Below are 17,425 nucleotides of genomic sequence, written 5' to 3' on the forward strand. Positions count from 1 at the left end.
GTCAGTCGGCGCGACGGCCCAGCGCGTCCAGCTCGCGCAGCCCGGGCGTGTGCTGGATGACCTGGGTGAAGCTGACCTTCTCGCTGGCGGCGGTGAGCCCGGCGAGGACGGCCAGCAGCCCGGCCCGGCCGACGGGGCCGGTGCGGGCGGCGAGCGTGACGCCGAGCAGCGCACCCAGCGCGTTGGCACCGCTGTCGCCGAGCATCACGTCCTCGCCCAGGTCGGCGGGGAGCAGACCGGCGGCGGCGCCGACCGCGCCGGCGGCGATCCCGCCCTGCGGCCCGCGCAGCAGCGGGGCGCCGACCAGCAGCCCGGACTTCAGCGCCCGGCCCGGCCGCAGGTCGAGCAGGTTGAGCAGGTTGGCGGTGCCGGCGATCACCCCCGCGCCGAGCAGCACGTCGAGCCCGCGCCCCACCGCGCCATGCCGCTGCCGCCGGCGGTGCCCGGCAACCGTCGGGTCGGCGGCGAGCAGCGCGGCGGCACCGAGCCCGGCCGCACCCACGCCGACGATCTTGACCAGGCCCGCGGTGACCCGTCCCTCGCGCAGCGCGGCAAGGTGCCCGGCGAAGCCCTTGGCGGCCTTCTGCTCGGGCCGCGCCCCGACCACGTCGTCGTAGAGGCCCACCGCACCGGCGCCCAGCCCGGCGACCAGGGCCGCCCCGCCCGCCGCGCCGCCGGACGCACCGAACGCGCCGGCCGCGGCGGCACCGGCGGCGAGCGCCGGACCGGCGGCCAGGGTCACCGTCCGGCCGCGGAAGTTCGTCCGCTCCAGCGCCGGGCCGGCCGGGGACGTGCGCACCTCGCGCAGCGCGTACCGGGCGACGGCCGCGCCGGCGCCGGCGACGAGGATCCGACCGAGCAACCTCACGCCGTCACCTCGCTCCGCTCGGCGACGGCGCGAGGCGCCCGCCTGCTGCCTTTGACGGTTCGCTCCGCACGCTCGCTCACGCCGCCCCCCTCTCGACACGGGATGGACGGACCGGACACCGGGGTGGATGCGTCGCTCACTGGGGCAGTCTAGGCAGCAGGGAGGTGGCGTTGTCGCCGACGCCGTACTGCCCGGCCTTCTTCTCGGTGAGCTGCTGCACCAGCGCGAGCGCGGTGACCAGCTGGCCCTGGACGGTGTTCGCGTTGTCGACCGTCGAGATCGACTCGGCCAGCACGGCGTCGCCCCGGACGAACGCCACCAGGTTGCCCCCGGCCGAGCCGTTGCCGGCGACGACGATCCCGCCGGTCCGGTCGAACTGCTCGGCGACCTTGACCACCGACTCGTCCTTCTTGGCGGAGTCCTTGTCGACGTACGGCTGGCCGCTGACCACGACGACCGCCTCCGCGGAGGCGGTGACCCGCTCGGAGGTGGTGAGGTAGTTCGCGTTCGTGTACGCGGCCAGCACCGCCCGCCGGTCGGCCTCGCTGACCGGCGCCGCGCCGGGCGCCCGGTCGAGCAGCACGCTGGCCAGCAGGGCGCTGGAGGTCTCCACGCCGTGTCCGTTACCGGGGAGGCTGGCGGTGGGCGCGCTGGTCGGCCGGGCCGCGGTGACGGCCAGCTCCAGCAGGTCGTTGTTGTTGTCCGGGTTGATGAACTTGTCCTGCAGGTCGATGCGACCGGTCACGTCGGCCCCGCCGAGCTGGAGCATCTTGACCACGCCCTCGGTGTGGTCACGCCCGGTGGGCAGGCTCAGCACCAGCACGCGCTTGCCGCTGAGCTTTCCCGGCAGGACCACCCCGGCCATCTCGGCCGCGAAGTCCTCCTCGCGGGCGAGCTCCTCCTCCAAGCTGTTGACCGACTGACGCATCAGCTGGTTGTCCTTGCGCAGCGCGTTGACGTTCTCCTTCAGGGAGTCGGCAACCGGCCCGTTCAGCGCGGCGGTGCCGACCACCAGGCCAATCGCCAGCGCCAGGAAGACCGCGGTCAGGGACACCACGTGGTACCGGAAGTTGATCACACCTGCAGCCTCTTGTCGGTGGAGCGGCGTCAGAAGAGCCGTTCCAGCTGGAACACGAAATTGTTCCACCACTCGGAGACCACGCCCAAGTACGCCTTGCCGACGGTGGAGACCGCCACGGCCGAGGCCATCGCGGCGATCGCGGAGAGCACCAGCAGCAGCAGGGAGGACCCCGAGATGCTCTGCCGGTAGAGCCGGCTGACGCCCTTGGCGTCGACCAGCTTGCCGCCGACCTTCAGCCGGGTGAGGAACGTCGACGCCATGCCGCCCCGGCCCTTGTCCAGGAACTCGACGAGCGTGGCGTGCGTGCCGACGGCCACCAGCAGCGAGGCGCCCTTCTCGTCGGCGAGCAGCATCGCCAGGTCCTCGCTGGTGGCGGCGGCCGGGAACGTGACCGCCGGCACACCGAGCCCGTTGACCCGGGCCAGCCCCGGCGCCCGCCCGTCCGGATACGCGTGCACGATCACCTCGGCGCCGCAGCGCAGCACGTCGTCGGTGACCGAGTCCATGTCACCGATGATCATGTCCGGCGTGTAGCCGGCCTCGACCAGGGCGTCCGCCCCGCCGTCCACGCCGATGAGCACCGGCTTGAACTCCCGGATGTACGGGCGCAGCACGTCCAGGTCGGCCTTGTAGTCGTAGCCGCGGACCACGATGAGGCAGTGCCGCCCCTGGATCTCGGTGCGGATGTCCGGCACACCGACGCCGTCGAGGAGCAGGTCCCGCTCCTGCTTCAGGTAGTCCATGGTGTTGGCGGCGAACGCCTCCAACTGGACCGAGAGCCCCTCGCGGGCGTCGGCCATGGCCTTCGCGACGGTCTCCGCGTCCTGGAGGGCGCCGTGCGCCACCGGCTCCTCGCCGGCGTAGACGGTGTTGCCCTCGATCCGGACGGTGTCGCCCTCGCGGATCTGCTCGAAGACGCACTCCCCCAGGTCGTCCAGGAGCGGGATGCCGGCGCTGATCAGCACCTCCGGCCCGAGGTTGGGGTAGCGGCCGGACACCGACGGCTTGGCGTTGAGCACAGCGGCGACACCGACGGCGACGAGCGAGTCGGCGGCGACCCGGTCCAGGTCGACATGGTCGATGACGGCGATGTCACCGGGACGGAGCCGGCCGACCAGGCGTTTGGTCCGGCGATCAAGGCGCGCGGTGCCGACGATCCGGCCCGGCTCCGCGGGTCGGGTCCGGCGCAACGTGGGTAGACGCATCGTGACCATCCTGGCATGTGAGGCAGGCATCTCCGGCGCGACATGCCTGAGCAGGGCCGCCTGTCCAGGGAAGCACACTACGGCGCGAGCCGGTGTGCCTGTGGTCACAATCCGCTCCGCGCTACCCCCGCCGCTCCCGCGCCGCCACGGCCAGCAGCTCCTCGGCGTGCGCGATACCCAGATCCGAATCGGGCAAACCCGCGAGCATCCGGGCGAGCTCGCGTGCACGCTCCGTGTCCTCCACAACCCGGACCCCGCTCGTGGTGACCGCGCCGCCGGTGTCCTTCGCCACCACCAGGTGCCGGTCGGCGAACGCGGCGACCTGCGGCAGGTGGGTGACCACCAGCACCTGGTGGCTACGGGCCAGCCGGGCCAGCCGCCGGCCGATCTCGACCGCCGCCCGGCCGCCGACCCCGGCGTCCACCTCGTCGAAGACCAGCGTGGGCGGCCCACCCGAGCCGGCGAAGACCACCTCGATGGCGAGCATCACCCGGGACAGCTCACCGCCGGACGCCCCCCGCTGCAACGGCAGCGACGGCGCGCCCGGATGGGCCAGCAGCCGCAGCTCCACCTCGTCACCGCCGTCCGCCCCGACGCCGACCTCGACACCGTTGACCGGCAGGCTCGGCTCCGCCCTCCCGGCCGGGCGCGGCAGCACCACCACCTCGACCCGCGCGTGCGGCATGGCCAGGCCGGCCAGCTCCTCGGTGACCTGCGCGGCGAAGCGCGTCGCCGCCTCCTGCCGCGACGCCGACACCCGGCCCGCCAGGTCGGCGACCTCACCCGCCAGCCGGGACGCCTCCCGGTCCAGCTCGTCGAGCAGCTCGTCGGAGGTGTCCAGATCCGACAGTCGCGTCCGGGCCCGCTCCGCCCAGGCGATCACCCCGTCGACGTCGTCGGCGTACTTGCGGGTCAGCGCGCGCAGCGCGGCCCGCCGCTCGTAGACCGTCTGCAACCGGGCCGGGTCGGCGTCCAGCCCGGCCAGGTACGCCGACAGCTCGGCGGAGACGTCCGCGACCAGGGTCGCCGCCTCCTCCAGCCGCGTCGCCAGCTCACCGAGCGCGGGGTCGGTGCCGGCCTGCGCCTCCAGGGTGCGGCGCGCGGTGCCGAGCAGGGTGGTCGCGTCCGGGGTGTCGTCGGCGGCCTCCACTCCCCCGGCCACGCACTGCTGGGCGAGCTGCGCCGCCGTGCGCAGCCCCTCGGCGTGCTCCAGCCGTTGCGCCTCCGCCTTCAGCTCGTCGTCCTCCCCCGGCTGCGGGTCGACCCGGGTGATCTCGTCCAGGCCGAGGCGCAGCAGGTCGGCCTCCTGGTTGCGCTCGCGGGCGTTGCGCCGCCGGTCGGCCAGGTCGTCGACCACCGACCGCCACCGCGCGTACGCCTCGCGCAGCGCGTCGAGCAGCTTCTCGTGCTCCGCGCCGGCGAACCGGTCCAGCGCCGCGCGCTGCTCGGCCGGGCGCAGCAGCCGCAGCTGGTCGGACTGGCCGTGCACGGCGAGCACCTGCTCGCCCACCTCGGCGAGCATCGACACCGGCATGCTGCGGCCACCCAAGTGGGCGCGGGAGCGGCCCTCGACCGTGACCGTGCGGCTGAGCAGCAGCGACCCGTCCTCGTCCGGCTCGCCGCCGGCGTCGGTGATCCGGGCGTGCACGGTGTCGGCGACCTTGCCGGACAGCCGCACCCGGCCCTCGACCACCGCCCGACCGGGCTCGGCGCGGACCCGGCCGGCGTCGGCCCGCCCGCCGAAGAGCAGACCGAGGCCGGTCACCACCATCGTCTTGCCCGCGCCGGTCTCGCCCGTGATGACGTTCATGCCGCCGGTCAGCGGCAGCGTCGTGTCCTCGATGACGCCCAGTCCGGTGATGCGCAGCTCTTCCAGCACAGCACCCGACAGTAGACGCGAGGCCCGACAGTTGACCAGCCGGCGCGGGGTGGGTCGTCGCGCGACCTGCGGGGACGTACAGTGCTGCCTCGTGCTGCACGTGATCGGTCTGACCCCCGGTGAGGAGGAGCTCTACCGCTCCCTCGTCCAGCTCACCACGGCCGGGGTCGAGGAGCTGGTCGAGCGGCTGCGCCGGCCGCGGGCGGAGGTCGTCGCACAGCTCGATGCCCTGCGCGGCAAGGGGCTGGTGCTGCCGACCGGGCCGGAGCCGAACGCGCCGCTGCGGCCGCTGGCGCCCGACGTCCCACTCGGCGAGGCGCTGCTGCGGCGGCAGGAGGCGTTGGAGGCGGCCCGCGCGGCGGTCACCCAGCTGACCGAGGAGTACCGCGCCGGGATGCGGCGGCACGACCCCGACCACCTGGTGGAGGTGATCACCGGGGCACGGGTGCTCCGCGAGCGGCTGCGGGACGTGCAGAACTCCGCCCGCGTCGAGGTGCTCTGGTTCTGCCGGGCCAACCCGCTGGCCATGCCCGGGCAGGAGAACGTCGAGGAGTTCGACGCGCTGGCGCGCGGGGTGCGCTACCGGGCCATCTACGAACGCGCGATGCTCCTCGAACCAGGCGCGCTCGAGGACATCGAGCAGGGCGTACGCGCCGGAGAGCAGGCGCGGGTGCTCGACCGGCTGCCGGTCCGGCTGGCCATCGTGGACGGTCGGACGGCGATCTGCCCGCTGGTGCCGGACCGGGAGAGCGGCGAACCGAGCGCCGCGGTGATCGGACGCAGCCAACTGCTCGACGCGCTGCTCGCCCTCTTCGAGAGCTACTGGCTGATGGCGACGCCGATGCGCTCGTCCACCCTGACCGCCGACCGGGCGGCTGAGGGCTACCAGCCGGACGCCGACGAGGTCCGGCTGCTGTCGCTCTTCGTGGCCGGCGTGCCGGACAAGTCCATCGCCTCCCAGCTCGGCGTGAGCCGCCGCACCATCCAGCGACGCCTGGGCGACCTGATGACGCTGGCCGGCGTCGACACCCGGCCCGGTCTGGCCTACCAGGCCGCCCGCCGCGGCTGGCTCTGAGCCGTCCGGCGCCCCGCCACCGGCCGCGCCGCCGTCGGCCCCGCCACCCGAAGGCGGTGCCGACGGCGGCCCCGGCCGCGGCCCGTCCGGCTGCCCACCATCCCTGGTGGGCAGCCGGACGGGCCGCCGGGGGCGTCCGCGCGGGAGGGAGGATCGACCCGCGCGGACGCCGGCTCAGCGCAGCCCGTACGCGTCGATCACGGTCTGGTCGACGGTGTTGCCGGCCCCGTCACGGGCGTGCGCCCGCAGCGACACCGTGCCGCGGCCGGCCGGCACCGTGGCGGTGAACCGGGTGCCGGAGCCGTGCACGGGCACCGCCCGCCAGGTCCGTCCACCGTCGAACGACACCTCGACCCGCAGGCCGGTGCCGGTCGGCGCCGGGACGCCCGCCGGCTGGCGCAGCGTCAGCCCGAGCTGGTGGGCCCGGTTACCCGGCACCTCACCGTGCAGATCGGCGGGCACCTGGTAGTCCACCTGCAGCAGCGACAGCGGTCGGGCCGCGTCCCCGTCCGGACGGGCCGAGGTGAACTCCCAGGCCGTCTCGGTCCGGGTGGCCCAGCGCCACTCCTCCGAGGAGCGCTGCGTGGTCAGGTCCAGCCGATAGCGCGCCGCGCCGGGGGTGGTGGGCACGGGCGCCCAGCCGCCGGAGAGGTCGGCGATCTGCTGCCCGTCCCGGCTCAGCCGGCGCTCGACGGTGTCCTGCTCCTCGCCGAACCCGGCCGGGCTGTAGTGGCCGTCGGCGTCGACGAACTCGACCACCCGCAGGTCGAGGGTGTCCCCGGTACGCGTGGGCACCGGCGCCCCGGAACCCGCCGGCACGGCCGGCCGGACCACCGGCGCGTGCCAGGTCTCGGTGACCCGGTCGTCGGCGGCGTACCGCCGGGGCTGCTGGTTGAGGCCCCCGCCCAGCCGGCCCCAGGACCAGGGCAGCCGGTGCAGCACCCGCTGCTGCCACCAGGAGTCCCCGGCGCTGACGAACTCCTGCCGCACAGTGCCGGTACGCACAAACCGCTTCTCGTCAAACCAGGAGTACTCCTGCCAGGGCCGCCAGCCGAACCGCTGCTCACCGGCCCAGTCGAACCCGCCGGTGTCGGCGTAACGGGCGGTCACCTCGGCGGTGTTGTCCGCGGTCACCCGGTGCACGATGCGATCCGGGACCCGCCCCTTCGACACCTGCCACACGTCGTACAGGTAGGGGCTGTTCGGGGTCAGCGTCAGGTCCAGCGTCACACGTCCGGCCTTCGCCGCCGCGATCATCCGCTGCCCGTCGTCGTACGCGACCACCATCGACGGGATCGGCAGGCGGTCCCCGTCGGGAGCCCACACCGTCCAGGCGCTCCAATTCGCCGGCCGGACGAGAAGCACCATCGCGGCGCCGGCCGCGGCGGCGTCGGCAACCACCTGGCCCTCCGCAACCTGTTCGGGGTTACCGGCGACCAGCGCGGCCGCACCTCGGACCCCGGCTCGGGACAGCTCAGCCGGGGTACCGTCGCCCGCCCACACCAGCGGCAGCTTCCGCCGGCCCTCGGGAGCTGGCGACCGGCCCAGCAGGTTGATGTCCAGCGGACCGGAGACGTTGCTGACCTGGGCGTCCACCAAGGGGGCGACCAGCTGCCAGCGGGAGGCGAACTCGAACTCGCCCTGACGCACCGGCCGGGTCGGCGTGACGTTCACCTGCTGGATCGTGCTGAACTCCATCACGCCGTGGTCGACCTGCCGGCCGTTGCCGAAGATCCGGTGCTCGAAGAAGCTGATCACCGCCCGCTGCTCGGTCGGCTTCGGCGTCTCGATCCGCACCGGCGTGGCCTTGCGCGGGTCGAGCACCACGGTGAGGTCCCGATCGACCATCAGCTCCGGATCGGTGACCAGGGTGAGCTGCTCGTCCAGCGGTGCGCCGTGATAGATCAGCCCCTCGAGCAGGTACGGGCCCTCCTCGACCTGCACCTGCACCTCGCCGGGGATCCAACCGAGTTGGTCCGACTCGGAGTGCTCACCGAAGAGCGTGAACACCGTCGCCACGCCGGCCTGCCCGGCCATGTCCAGGGCGCGCAGGGTGACGGTGTGGATCGGGCCACTGAGGGTGAGCCCGACGGCGGTGCGCACGGTCACGCCGTCCGCGCCGCTCGCCACCAGCCAGCCGCCGTGGGGGCCGCGGTCCAGCTTCGCCGGGTCGGCGTGCAGCGGCACGGCCAGGCTGCCGCCGGCCGGCACGGTCACCTCGGTGGCGTCGAGCGACACCCCGTCCGGCTCGGCCGCGCCGCTGTCCAGGTTGCGCAGCTCCAGCGCCAAGCGCAGGGTCTGCGGGGACGACGTGCCGTTGGTGTACGTCACGGTCCGCTCCGCCACCGCACCGCCGGTGTTCACCCGGCCGAAGTCGGCGGTGGCCGAGCCGTACACCCGCTGGCTCAGCGCGCGGGCCACGTCGACCCGGCCGCCGCCCTGCTCGAAGACGGTCAGCGCGGGGTTGGCCTTCGTGGTGCTGACGAGCGCGTCCTTGAGCTTCCCAGCGGTCCAGTCCGGGTGTTCCTGGGCGAGGATCGCGGCCGCGCCGGCCACGTGCGGGGTCGCCATTGAGGTGCCGGACGCCTGGCTGTACGCGTCCCCCACCGGCGTACCCATGCTGGTGCCGGCGGCGCGGGCGGCGACGATCCCGACGCCCGGCGCGGTGATCTCCGGCTTCAGGCCGTTGTCGCCCAGGCGCGGGCCCCGGCTGGAGAACTCGGCCAGATTGTCGTCGCGGTCCACCGCGCCGACGGTGAGCGCCGTGCTGGCCGCGCCCGGCGATCCGACGGTTTGCGCCGCGCCCGAGTTGCCGGCGGCGATCACGAAGAGCGTGCCGGTCTCGGCGGTGAGGTCGTTGACCGCCTGGCTCATCGGGTCGGTGCCGTCGGTGGGCGAGCCGCCGAGGCTCATGCTGACCACCTTGGCGCCGGAGTGGGCGGCCCACTCCATGCCCGCGATGATGTCCGAGCCGTAACCGCTGCCGTGGTCGTCGAGCACCTTGCCGATGAGCAGCTGTGCGCCGGGGGCGACGCCCTTGCGCAGCCCGTTGGAGGCGGCCCCGCTGCCGGCGATGGTGGAGGCCACGTGGGTGCCGTGGCCGTGGCCGTCCCGGGCGCTGCCGCTGCCGGTGAAGTCCTGCGTCTCGGCGATCCGGCCGGCCAGGTCGGGGTGGCCGGCGTCGACGCCGGTGTCGAGCACCGCGACCCGGACGCCGTTGCCGTCCCGGCCGGCCGCCCAGGCCGCCGGGGCGCCAATCTGCGGCACGCTGTGCTCCAGGGCCGGGTGGACCCGCCCGTCCAGCCAGACGCGGGCGATGCCGGCGCCGAGCCGGGCCGGCGCGGCTGCGGTGGTACGCCCGGCCGGCGTGCCGCGCAGCGTGCTCCACAGCTCGTCGAGGTCGCCCTTGCCGACCCGCAGCGCGGCGCCGTTGATGCTCTCCAACGGCCGGGTGGCGGTGGCCCCGGCGAGCGGCCGGACCCGGCCGGCAGCCGGCTCCTGGTAGCGCACGATCAGCGGCAGCGCGCCTTGCGCGGCGTCGCCGTACCCCTCGGCGACCAGCTCCTCCACGTCGAACAGGTTGGCGTCGAGCACCCCGGCGGAGACGTACGGCACGACGTCGCTGGGCAGCACCCGTGTCCGGCCGTCGGCCGACACGGTGTGGAAGGTAATCCGCTCCCGACCGGGGCCGGGGTGGACCGTGGCGGCGACCCGGCCGGGCGCGGCCTGGACCAGGTCGACTTGGTCGCCGGTGATGAGGGTGATGCGGGCGGGGGTGGTGCCCGGGGTGGACGTGCCCGGGCTCGCGCCGGTGGGCCGGGCGGGCGGGTCGGCGGACGCCGGTACGGCGAGGCTGACCACCAACGCCCCGACCGTGCCGGCGGTGAGCCAGCGTGGGGGCCAGTGCATGCGATGCGCTCCTCTACTCCAAGGGCCGATCTCCGGGAGATCAACCGCTCGGAGTCTGCGACGGAGCGCGCGGGGTGGTCACTAGCTGCGGCACGCCGCACCGGCGACATGTCGCCAGGTGGACATCCGCTGGTTGCCCGGCCGGACCACCGGATGTCCGGCGGGTTACCACCGGCGCCACGTCCGGTGCGGGGCGCCGACTCCGCGACGGTGGCCGGCCGGAGCCCCGGGAGGCAGCGTCAGCGGCGGCTGCCCCGCCAGCCGTGCACCGGCAGGTCGAACTTGGCCACCAGCCGGTCCGTGAACGGCCGGGCCCGCAGCCGTACGATCCGCACCGGCAGGCCGCCCCGCCGCACCGTCACCCGCGCGCCCGGCGGCAGGTCGTAGACCCGCCGGCCGTCGCAGCACAGCACCGCCAGGGTGGTGAACGGGTCGACGGTGATGGAGAACGTGGAGGTGGGCGCGGTGACCAGCGGCCGGCTGAACAGCGCGTGCGCGCTGATCGGCACCAGCAGCAGCGCCTCCACCTCGGGCCAGACCACCGGCCCGCCGCCGGAGAACGCGTACGCCGTCGAGCCCGTGGGCGTGGCGCAGACGACGCCGTCGCAGCCGTACCGGGACAGTGGCCGCCCGTCGACGTCGACGAGGAGTTCGAGCATCTGGGCCCGCTCCCCCTTCTCGACGCTGACCTCGTTGAGCGCCCAGGACTCGATCGTCGGGCCGCCGTCGAACTCGGCGGTCACGTCCAGGGTGAGCCGTTCGTGCACCGTGTAGTTGCGACCGACCACGTCACGGACCGCGGAGTCGAGGTCGTCGATCTCGGCCTCGGCGAGGAAACCGACCTTGCCCAGGTTGATGCCGAGCAGCGGCACCTTCGCCGGCCGGGCCAGCTCGGCCGCCCGCAGGAAGGTGCCGTCCCCGCCGAGCGCGAAGACGATCTCGGCGCCTTCGGCGGCCTCCGGGCCGCTCACCGGCACGACGCCGGGCAGGTCCAGGTCGTCGGCCTCCTCCGCGATGACCCGGACGACGAAGCCGGCCGCGATGAGGTCCGCGGCGACCGCCCGGGCGTGCTCGGTGCTGCGCCGGCGACCGGTGTGCGTCACCAGCAGCGCGGTCCGGCTCACCGCGCCGGCCGTCCGGTCGGCACCGCGCGGTCGGCAGTCCCGCGCGCCACGGGGCTCGCCAGCTCGCTCACCCGGCCACCTCCTCCGTCGCCGTGTCCGGCAGCTCGCCGGACGCCGGGCCTTCCGGCCCGGCCGCCACCACCGCACGCACCCGCTCCGGATCGGCGGCGGGCGCGCCCCGGCGTAACCATACGAAGAACTCGACGTTGCCGCTCGGCCCCGGCAGCGGGCTGGCGCACACGCCGGCGAGGCCGAGACCGAGGTCGGCCGCCGCGGCGGCCACGTCCAGCACCGCCTCGGCCCGAAGCTCCGGCTCGCGCACGACGCCACCGGCGCCGACCCGTTCCTTCCCCACCTCGAACTGCGGCTTGACCATCAGCGCGAGGTCGCCGTCGGGCCGGGTGCAGGCAGCGAGCGCCGGCAGCACCAGCCGCAGGGAGATGAAGGACAGGTCGGCGACGGTCAGGTCGACCGGCCCGCCGATCGCCTCCGGGGTGAGCGTACGGACGTTGGTGCGCTCGAACACGCGGACCCGCTCGTCGGTGCGCAGCGACCAGGCGAGCTGCCCGTACCCGACGTCGACGGCGACCACCTCGGCCGCCCCGGCGCGCAGCAGCACGTCGGTGAAGCCACCCGTGGAGGCACCGGCGTCGAGGCAGCGCCGGCCGGCGACGGCCAGCCCCCTCGGCGTGAAGGCCGCGAGGGCACCGGCCAGCTTGTGCCCGCCCCGGGACACGTACTCCGAGGTCGGGTCCGCACCGGTGACCACCAGCGGGTCGGCGGGGTCGACCATCGCGGCGGGCTTGCGGGCCGGCACCCCGTGCAGCTGGACCCGGCCGGCCTCCACCAGCGCGGCGGCCTGCTCGCGCGAGCGGGCCAGGCCGCGGCGGACGAGTTCGGCGTCCAGCCGTGTTCGACGTGCCATGGGTGGTTCTCCGGCTCCTCAGGACTGGTCGATGCTGGCGAGGGTCTCCCGCAGCGTCTCGTAGGCCGCCTCGTACTGCGCGATCTGGTCGGCCGGCGGGAGCCCGGCGGCGTTGGCCATCGCCTGCACGGCGGCGTCGACGGCCGGGTGCCGCACCTCCTCGTCGTCTCCGATCTGGACGGCGTCCGGCCGCGGCCCGGGCCGGTACCCGGCGGGCGTGCCGGGCCGCGGACCCGGCTGCGGTCCGCCGGGCACGCCGGGCCGGACATTCTGCGGTACGCCCGACGGCGGGCCGGGGCGGGCGCCGGGCGGCGGGCCGGGGCGGCCCGGGCCGGTCACGGCCGGCTCCCGGCGCGGCGGACGACGGGTGTGGCGGTCACGCCGCACCGCCGGGCTGCTGCTTGCGGGGCGCCGTCACCGGCCGAGGGGCAGGCGCGTCCTCGATGGGCGCGAGGTCGGCCGGCGGGCGGGTGGCGACGGCCTTCTTCGCCACGGCCTTCTTCGCGACAGCCTTCTTCGCCACGGCCTTCTTGGCGACAACCTTCTTCGCGACAGCCTTCTTGGCCACGGCCTTCTTCGCGGGGGCCGGTCCGGGCGCCGCGCCAGCGGCCCCGACCGGGGCGCCGGCCGTGGTGGTGGGCGCGGCGGCAGCGGGCGGCGTGGCGGGCTCGGCGGCGCCGGCGCTCGGTCCTCCCGCGGTCGGCTCACCGGCGGTACCCGGCGCGACCGGGCCCGGCCCGCCGACGGCGGCGCCCGTGCCGGCGGCCGCGGAAACCGGGGTGGTGCGGGCCTCGCGGAGCTGCCGTTCCAGCTCGTGCACCCGGCGGGTCAGCTCGGCCACCTCGTCGGCGGTGGCGAGCCCCACGGCGCCGAGCGCCCGGTCGACCTCGAACCGGACGAGCTTGGTCAACGCCTCCCGGTTGGCCGCGCTGGTCGACATCAGCTCCTCGGCGAGCGCCTGGAGCTGGGCGGCCGTCGCGCCGCCCGTGCCGACGACCCGGCGGACCGCTTCCTGGGCCTTCTTCCGGGGCGCCTCCGTCAGGCCCATGGCCAGCTCGAGGTAGGCGCGCCACGCGTCCTGCATGCCTCAGTCCTTCCGCGGGGCGGGGGTGTGCGGTCCTCACGCTACCGGGCCCGGCGGAACGCACCGTGCGGTACGGTGCCGGGGAGTGCGTGGCGAGGGCGTGAGGGGGCGATGGTGGCCAGCGTGGACGAGTGCCGGCAGGCGTTGCAGGATCTCGCCGCCCGTCTGGACCGCAACGCCGAGACGGTACGGGAACGTGTCGACCTGGACCGCACGCTGGCCTGCCGGATCACCGACCTGGACAGCGCGTTCCACGGCCGGCTCGCCGACGGCCGCCTGGTGGACCTCGCCGACGGCGACGACCCGAAGGCGAAGATCGCGATGAGCACGACGAGCGACGACCTGCTCGCCCTCGTCCGCGGCGAGCTGGACGTCACCCGCGCGCTGGCGTCCCGGCGGGTCTCGATCAAGGCCAACCCGTTCGACCTGATGAAGCTCCGCAAGCTGCTCTGACCGCCGGCGGGCGCCGGGTCAGTCGGCGAGCAGGCCGAACACCGCGAGCGCCAGCTCGGCCTCGGGCGTGGCGGCCCGCACCGGCGGCGGTTCCGCCACCGACCACGCCGCCGCGCAGAGCGCCGGCAGCGCGTCCAGCGGCCGTCCCGCCCCGGACAGTTCCACCCGCCCGTCGCGCAGCGTCGCCGACCAGCCCCCGGCGTCCGCCGGGCCGGGCACCCGCACCGCGGCCGCCGGGTCGAAGAGGCCCGCCAGGTCCTCCGACACGTACGTCGGCCGCCGCTCGGGCGTCGCGGCCAGCAGCTCCGCGACGTCGCTGACGCCGGTGAGGACGAGCAGGCTGTCCAGTCCGGCCCGCACGGCGCCCTCGATGTCGGTGTCCAGGCGGTCGCCGACGACGAGCGTCCGGCCGCTGCCGGCGCGGCGGGCTGCCGTGGCGAACAGTTCCGGCGCCGGCTTGCCCACGACCACGTCCGGGTCGCGGCGCAGCGCCGTCCGCAGGGCGGCCACCAGGGCGCCGTTGCCGGGCAGCGGGCCACGACCGCTGGGCAGGGTCCGGTCGGTGTTGGTGGCGATCCAGGTGGCGCCGGCACGGATCGCGACCGAGGCCTCGGCGAGGTCGACCCAGCCGACCTGCGGCCCGTACCCCTGGACGACCGCGACCGGCGACTCCTCGGCTCGGGCGACCGGCGTGAGCCCGACGGCGCGGACCTCGGCGCGCAGCGCCTCGGCGCCGACCACCAGGACCGGCGCGCCCGCCGGGTAGCGGTCGCGGAGCAGTTCCGCGGCGGCGGCCGCGGACGTCAGGACCTCCTCCGGCCGGGCCGCGACGCCCATGCCGGTGAGCAGGTCGGCGACCTCACTCGACCGGCGGGAGGCGTTGTTGGTGGCGTACGCGACCGCCCGCCCCTCGGCGTGCAGCCGGCCGACCGCCTCGACCGCGCCGGGGATCGGCCGGTCGATCAGGTAGATCACCCCGTCCAGGTCGAAGACGACCAGGGTGTACCCGTCGACCAGCCGCCGCCCGTCGGTCATCGCCGGTCGGAACCAGGCTCGTCGCTCCGCGCCGCGTCGGTGTCGGCGTCGGCGTCGATGTCCTGCGCGCCGGCGAGGCGACCCGCCTCGGCCTCGGTGAGCTCGTCGTCGGCCAGGTCGTCCGCCACGGCACCGGCGTCCGGCACGTCCGTCGCGTCGGCCGCCGACCCCTCGACGTCGACGTCAGCGTCAGCGTCACGGTCGGCGTCGGCGTGACGGTCGTCTGCGTCGTCGGCGTCGGCACCGGCCGGCTCGGCGTCGCGGGCGTCGCCGCCGGTGAGGTCGGCGTCCGGCTCCGCCGGAACCGCGCCCGGCGCGCCGGGGCCGGCGGCGAACTCGTCGACCTCGTCCTCGTCGTCGCCCTCGATCATTACGCCGTCGAGCTCCAGCAGGCGCTCCGCCGCGTCGGTCGCACCGTCGGTGTCGACCTCCGCCGCGCGGGAGAACCACTCGCGGGCCTCCTCGCGACGACCGACCGCGAGCAGCGCGTCGGCGTACGCGTACCGCAGCCGGGCCGTCCACGGCTCGGCGGCGTCACTCGTCAGCTCCGGAACCTGGAGCATCGCCACCGCGGCGTCCTTCTGGCCGAGGTCACCGCGTGCCCCCGCCGCCACGATCAGCAGCTCGATCGCGCTGGCCTGGTCCAGCTTGGCGCGGTCCGCGCCCCGGAACAGGTCGATCGCCCGCTCCGGCCGGCCCAGGGCCCGCTCGCAGTCCGCGAGGACGGCGAGGTGGCTCTGGAGGCCGGTCATCCGGTGGTACGTCCGCAGCTCGGCCACCGCCGTCTGCCACTCCCCCGCGTGGTACGCGGCCAGGCCGACGGCCTCACGGACAGCGGCGATACGCGAGGCGAGCCGGCGGGCCGCGAGGGCGTGCGCCAGCGCCTCGGCCGGGTCCTCGTCGATCAGCTGACCGGTGGCGACCAGGTGCCGGGCGACCTTGTCCGCGACCCCCTTGGCCAGGGAGAGCAGCTCCGCCCGGACGTCCTTGTCCAGGTCGGTCGCGACGATCTCGTCGGGCAGCTCCGGCGCGGCCGGTGCCTCGGTCCTGTACTCGGCTTCGGGCCGCTCCCGGCGGTCACCCCGGAACGCACCCTCACGGCGCTCGCCCCCACGGAAGCCCTCCCGGTCCCCGCGGAAGCCGCCCTCACGGCGGTCGCCGCCCCGGTAGCCCTCCCGGCGCTCGCCACCGCGCTCGCCACCGCGCTCGCCACCGCGCTCGCCGGCACGCTCGCCGCGGAACCCGGCGCCCTCACGACGCTCACCACCACGGAAGCCACCTTCACGGCGCTCACCGCCACGGAAGCCACCCTCGCGGCCTTCACCGCCACGGAAGCCGCCCTCACGGCGCTCACCGCCACGGAAGCCACCCTCGCGGCGCTCACCGCCACGGAAGCCACCCTCGCGGCCTTCACCGCCACGGAAGCCACCCTCACGGCGCTCACCGCCACGGAAGCCACCCTCGCGGCGCTCACCGCCACGGAAGCCACCCTCGCGGCCTTCACCGCCACGGAAGCCACCCTCACGGCGCTCACCGCCACGGAAGCCACCCTCGCGGCGCTCACCGCCACGGAAGCCACCCTCGCGGCCTTCACCGCCACGGAAGCCGCCCTCACGGCCTTCACCGCCACGGAAGCCGCCCTCACGACGCTCACCGCCACGGAAGGCCTCGCGGCGCTCACCGCCACGAACGCCCTCGCGGTCGCCGCGGAAGCCGCCCTCGCGACGCTCACCGCCACGGAAGCCACCCTCGCGGCGCTCACCGCCACGGAAACCACCTTCGCGGCGCTCACCGCCACGGAAGCCACCCTCGCGGCCTTCACCGCCACGGAAGCCGCCCTCACGACGCTCACCGCCACGAACGCCCTCGCGGTCCCCGCGGAAGCCACCCTCACGGCGCTCACCGCCACGAACGCCCTCGCGGTCCCCGCGGAAGCCACCCTCACGGCGCTCACCGCCACGAACGCCCTCACGGTCCCCGCGGAAGCCACCCTCACGGCGCTCACCGCCACGGAAGCCACCGTCGCGGTCGCCGCGGAAGCCACCCTCACGACGGTCACCGCCACGGAAGCCCTCGCGGCGCTCGCCACCGCGGGAACCGCCGTCGCGGTCGCCACGGAAGCCGCCCTCACGGCGCTCACCACCGCGGAAGCCACCCTCGCGGTCGCCACGGAAACCGCCCTCACGACGCTCGCCGCCACGGGCACCTCCGTCGCGGTCGCCACGGAAACCGCCCTCACGGCGCTCACCACCGCGGAAGCCACCCTCGCGGCCTTCACCGCCACGGAAACCGCCTTCGCGGCGCTCGCCGCCACGGAAGCCGCCGTCCCGGGAACCGGACCGGTAGCCCTCCTCGCGGCGGAAGCCCTGGTCGGTACCGCGGAAGCCCTCACGGTCACCACCACGGGCACCACCCTCGCGGCGGTCGCCGCCGCGGAAGCCCTCACGGTCCCGGAAGCCGCCCTGCCGCTCGCCGTCGCGGGGCGCGGACCGGCGGTCGCCACCGCGCTCGCCGGCGCGGTCGTCCCGGTACGACGGACGTCCATCGCGGCGCGGCGCGCCGTCGCGGCCAGCCGGGCGGTCTTCGTATCGACGCGGACGATCTCCGTCGTGCGGTCCTGAACTCACAGGTACATCCTTCCTGATTGCGCCACCTGTGGCGCTACGCAGTCGAGGGCCGACCCGGATGGGGCGGCCCTCGACTGGAAGATTGTCCGGCGGTGTCCTACTCTCCCACACCCTCCCGAGTGCAGTACCATCGGCGCTGGAGGGCTTAGCTTCCGGGTTC

Annotated in this window: 14 protein-coding genes and 1 rRNA gene; 3 read left to right on the top strand and 12 right to left on the bottom strand. The window is 75.3% G+C overall.

Annotated features, from left to right (window positions below; translation table 11 throughout):
- Position 1 precedes the first annotated feature (1 nt).
- The 4 genes from ACTMS0_RS27385 to recN all read right to left on the bottom strand — a co-directional run bounded on the left by ACTMS0_RS27385 (position 2) and on the right by recN (position 5,033).
- Positions 2–868 (bottom strand): hypothetical protein, encoded by an 867-nt coding sequence (locus ACTMS0_RS27385; protein WP_441158149.1) that lies wholly within the window; start codon positions 866–868, stop codon positions 2–4.
- A 136-nt stretch (positions 869–1,004) separates the two neighbouring features.
- The gene (locus tag ACTMS0_RS27390; RefSeq protein WP_441158150.1) at positions 1,005–1,946 is read right to left on the bottom strand and encodes a copper transporter; all 942 of its coding nucleotides are present in this window, start codon (positions 1,944–1,946) and stop codon (positions 1,005–1,007) included.
- 29 nt (positions 1,947–1,975) lie between these two features.
- Positions 1,976–3,154: a putative cytokinetic ring protein SteA gene (gene steA, locus ACTMS0_RS27395; RefSeq protein ID WP_441158151.1), complete on the bottom strand. Its 1,179-nt coding sequence runs from the start codon at positions 3,152–3,154 to the stop codon at positions 1,976–1,978.
- A gap of 121 nt (positions 3,155–3,275) precedes the next feature.
- Positions 3,276–5,033: a DNA repair protein RecN gene (gene recN, locus ACTMS0_RS27400; RefSeq protein ID WP_441158152.1), complete on the bottom strand. Its 1,758-nt coding sequence runs from the start codon at positions 5,031–5,033 to the stop codon at positions 3,276–3,278.
- 91 nt (positions 5,034–5,124) lie between these two features.
- On the opposite strand from recN, the gene ACTMS0_RS27405 reads away from it, so the two are divergent.
- Positions 5,125–6,108 (top strand): helix-turn-helix domain-containing protein, encoded by a 984-nt coding sequence (locus ACTMS0_RS27405; protein WP_441158153.1) that lies wholly within the window; start codon positions 5,125–5,127, stop codon positions 6,106–6,108.
- Positions 6,109–6,282: 174 nt separating this feature from the next.
- Here ACTMS0_RS27405 and ACTMS0_RS27410 read toward each other — a convergent pair whose 3' ends face one another.
- The 5 genes from ACTMS0_RS27410 to ACTMS0_RS27430 all read right to left on the bottom strand — a co-directional run bounded on the left by ACTMS0_RS27410 (position 6,283) and on the right by ACTMS0_RS27430 (position 13,150).
- On the bottom strand, positions 6,283–10,017 hold the full coding sequence (locus tag ACTMS0_RS27410; RefSeq protein ID WP_441158154.1) for a S8 family serine peptidase: 3,735 nt from the start codon (positions 10,015–10,017) through the stop codon (positions 6,283–6,285).
- A 239-nt stretch (positions 10,018–10,256) separates the two neighbouring features.
- Positions 10,257–11,141, bottom strand: coding sequence for an NAD kinase (locus ACTMS0_RS27415; protein ID WP_441158155.1), 885 nt, complete (start codon positions 11,139–11,141; stop codon positions 10,257–10,259).
- Positions 11,142–11,208: 67 nt separating this feature from the next.
- On the bottom strand, positions 11,209–12,066 hold the full coding sequence (locus ACTMS0_RS27420; RefSeq protein WP_441158156.1) for a TlyA family RNA methyltransferase: 858 nt from the start codon (positions 12,064–12,066) through the stop codon (positions 11,209–11,211).
- Between the two features lie 18 nt (positions 12,067–12,084).
- On the bottom strand, positions 12,085–12,405 hold the full coding sequence (locus ACTMS0_RS27425; RefSeq protein ID WP_441158157.1) for a hypothetical protein: 321 nt from the start codon (positions 12,403–12,405) through the stop codon (positions 12,085–12,087).
- Positions 12,406–12,442: 37 nt separating this feature from the next.
- Positions 12,443–13,150 (bottom strand): phasin family protein, encoded by a 708-nt coding sequence (locus tag ACTMS0_RS27430; RefSeq protein ID WP_441158158.1) that lies wholly within the window; start codon positions 13,148–13,150, stop codon positions 12,443–12,445.
- A 114-nt stretch (positions 13,151–13,264) separates the two neighbouring features.
- Between ACTMS0_RS27430 and ACTMS0_RS27435 the strand changes: the two genes are divergently transcribed.
- A complete protein-coding gene (locus ACTMS0_RS27435) occupies positions 13,265–13,603 on the top strand; it encodes an SCP2 sterol-binding domain-containing protein (RefSeq protein ID WP_441158161.1) in 339 nt (112 codons plus the stop codon).
- An 18-nt stretch (positions 13,604–13,621) separates the two neighbouring features.
- Here the strand turns inward: ACTMS0_RS27435 and ACTMS0_RS27440 are convergent, their stop codons facing one another.
- Both ACTMS0_RS27440 and ACTMS0_RS27445 read right to left on the bottom strand, forming a co-directional pair.
- Complete coding sequence (locus tag ACTMS0_RS27440; RefSeq protein WP_441158159.1) at positions 13,622–14,638, bottom strand: HAD-IIA family hydrolase; 1,017 nt, start codon at positions 14,636–14,638, stop codon at positions 13,622–13,624.
- A complete protein-coding gene (locus tag ACTMS0_RS27445; RefSeq protein ID WP_441158162.1) occupies positions 14,635–15,609 on the bottom strand; it encodes a Replicase polyprotein 1ab in 975 nt (324 codons plus the stop codon). The genes ACTMS0_RS27440 and ACTMS0_RS27445 overlap by 4 nt, the downstream gene beginning before the upstream one ends.
- On the opposite strand from ACTMS0_RS27445, the gene ACTMS0_RS27450 reads away from it, so the two are divergent.
- A complete protein-coding gene (locus ACTMS0_RS27450; protein WP_441158163.1) occupies positions 15,511–17,259 on the top strand; it encodes a hypothetical protein in 1,749 nt (582 codons plus the stop codon). The two genes, ACTMS0_RS27445 and ACTMS0_RS27450, sit on opposite strands and share 99 nt — an antisense overlap.
- Before the next feature lie 90 nt (positions 17,260–17,349).
- Here ACTMS0_RS27450 and rrf read toward each other — a convergent pair.
- Positions 17,350–17,425, bottom strand: a 5S ribosomal RNA gene (gene rrf / locus ACTMS0_RS27455); the annotation flags it as partial.

The sequence above is a fragment of the Micromonospora sp. H33 genome (assembly GCF_052068455.1).
Classification (GTDB): domain Bacteria; phylum Actinomycetota; class Actinomycetes; order Mycobacteriales; family Micromonosporaceae; genus Micromonospora.

Bases quoted from the DNA above. Each gene is read 5' to 3' on its own strand.
- ACTMS0_RS27440 (WP_441158159.1), bottom strand. From the start codon at position 14,638: ATGACCGACGGGCGGCGGCTGGTCGACGGGTACACCCTGGTCGTCTTC.
- ACTMS0_RS27410 (WP_441158154.1), bottom strand. From the start codon at position 10,017: ATGCACTGGCCCCCACGCTGGCTCACCGCCGGCACGGTCGGGGCGTTG.
- steA (WP_441158151.1), bottom strand. From the start codon at position 3,154: ATGCGTCTACCCACGTTGCGCCGGACCCGACCCGCGGAGCCGGGCCGG.
- ACTMS0_RS27430 (WP_441158158.1), bottom strand. From the start codon at position 13,150: ATGCAGGACGCGTGGCGCGCCTACCTCGAGCTGGCCATGGGCCTGACG.
- ACTMS0_RS27420 (WP_441158156.1), bottom strand. From the start codon at position 12,066: ATGGCACGTCGAACACGGCTGGACGCCGAACTCGTCCGCCGCGGCCTG.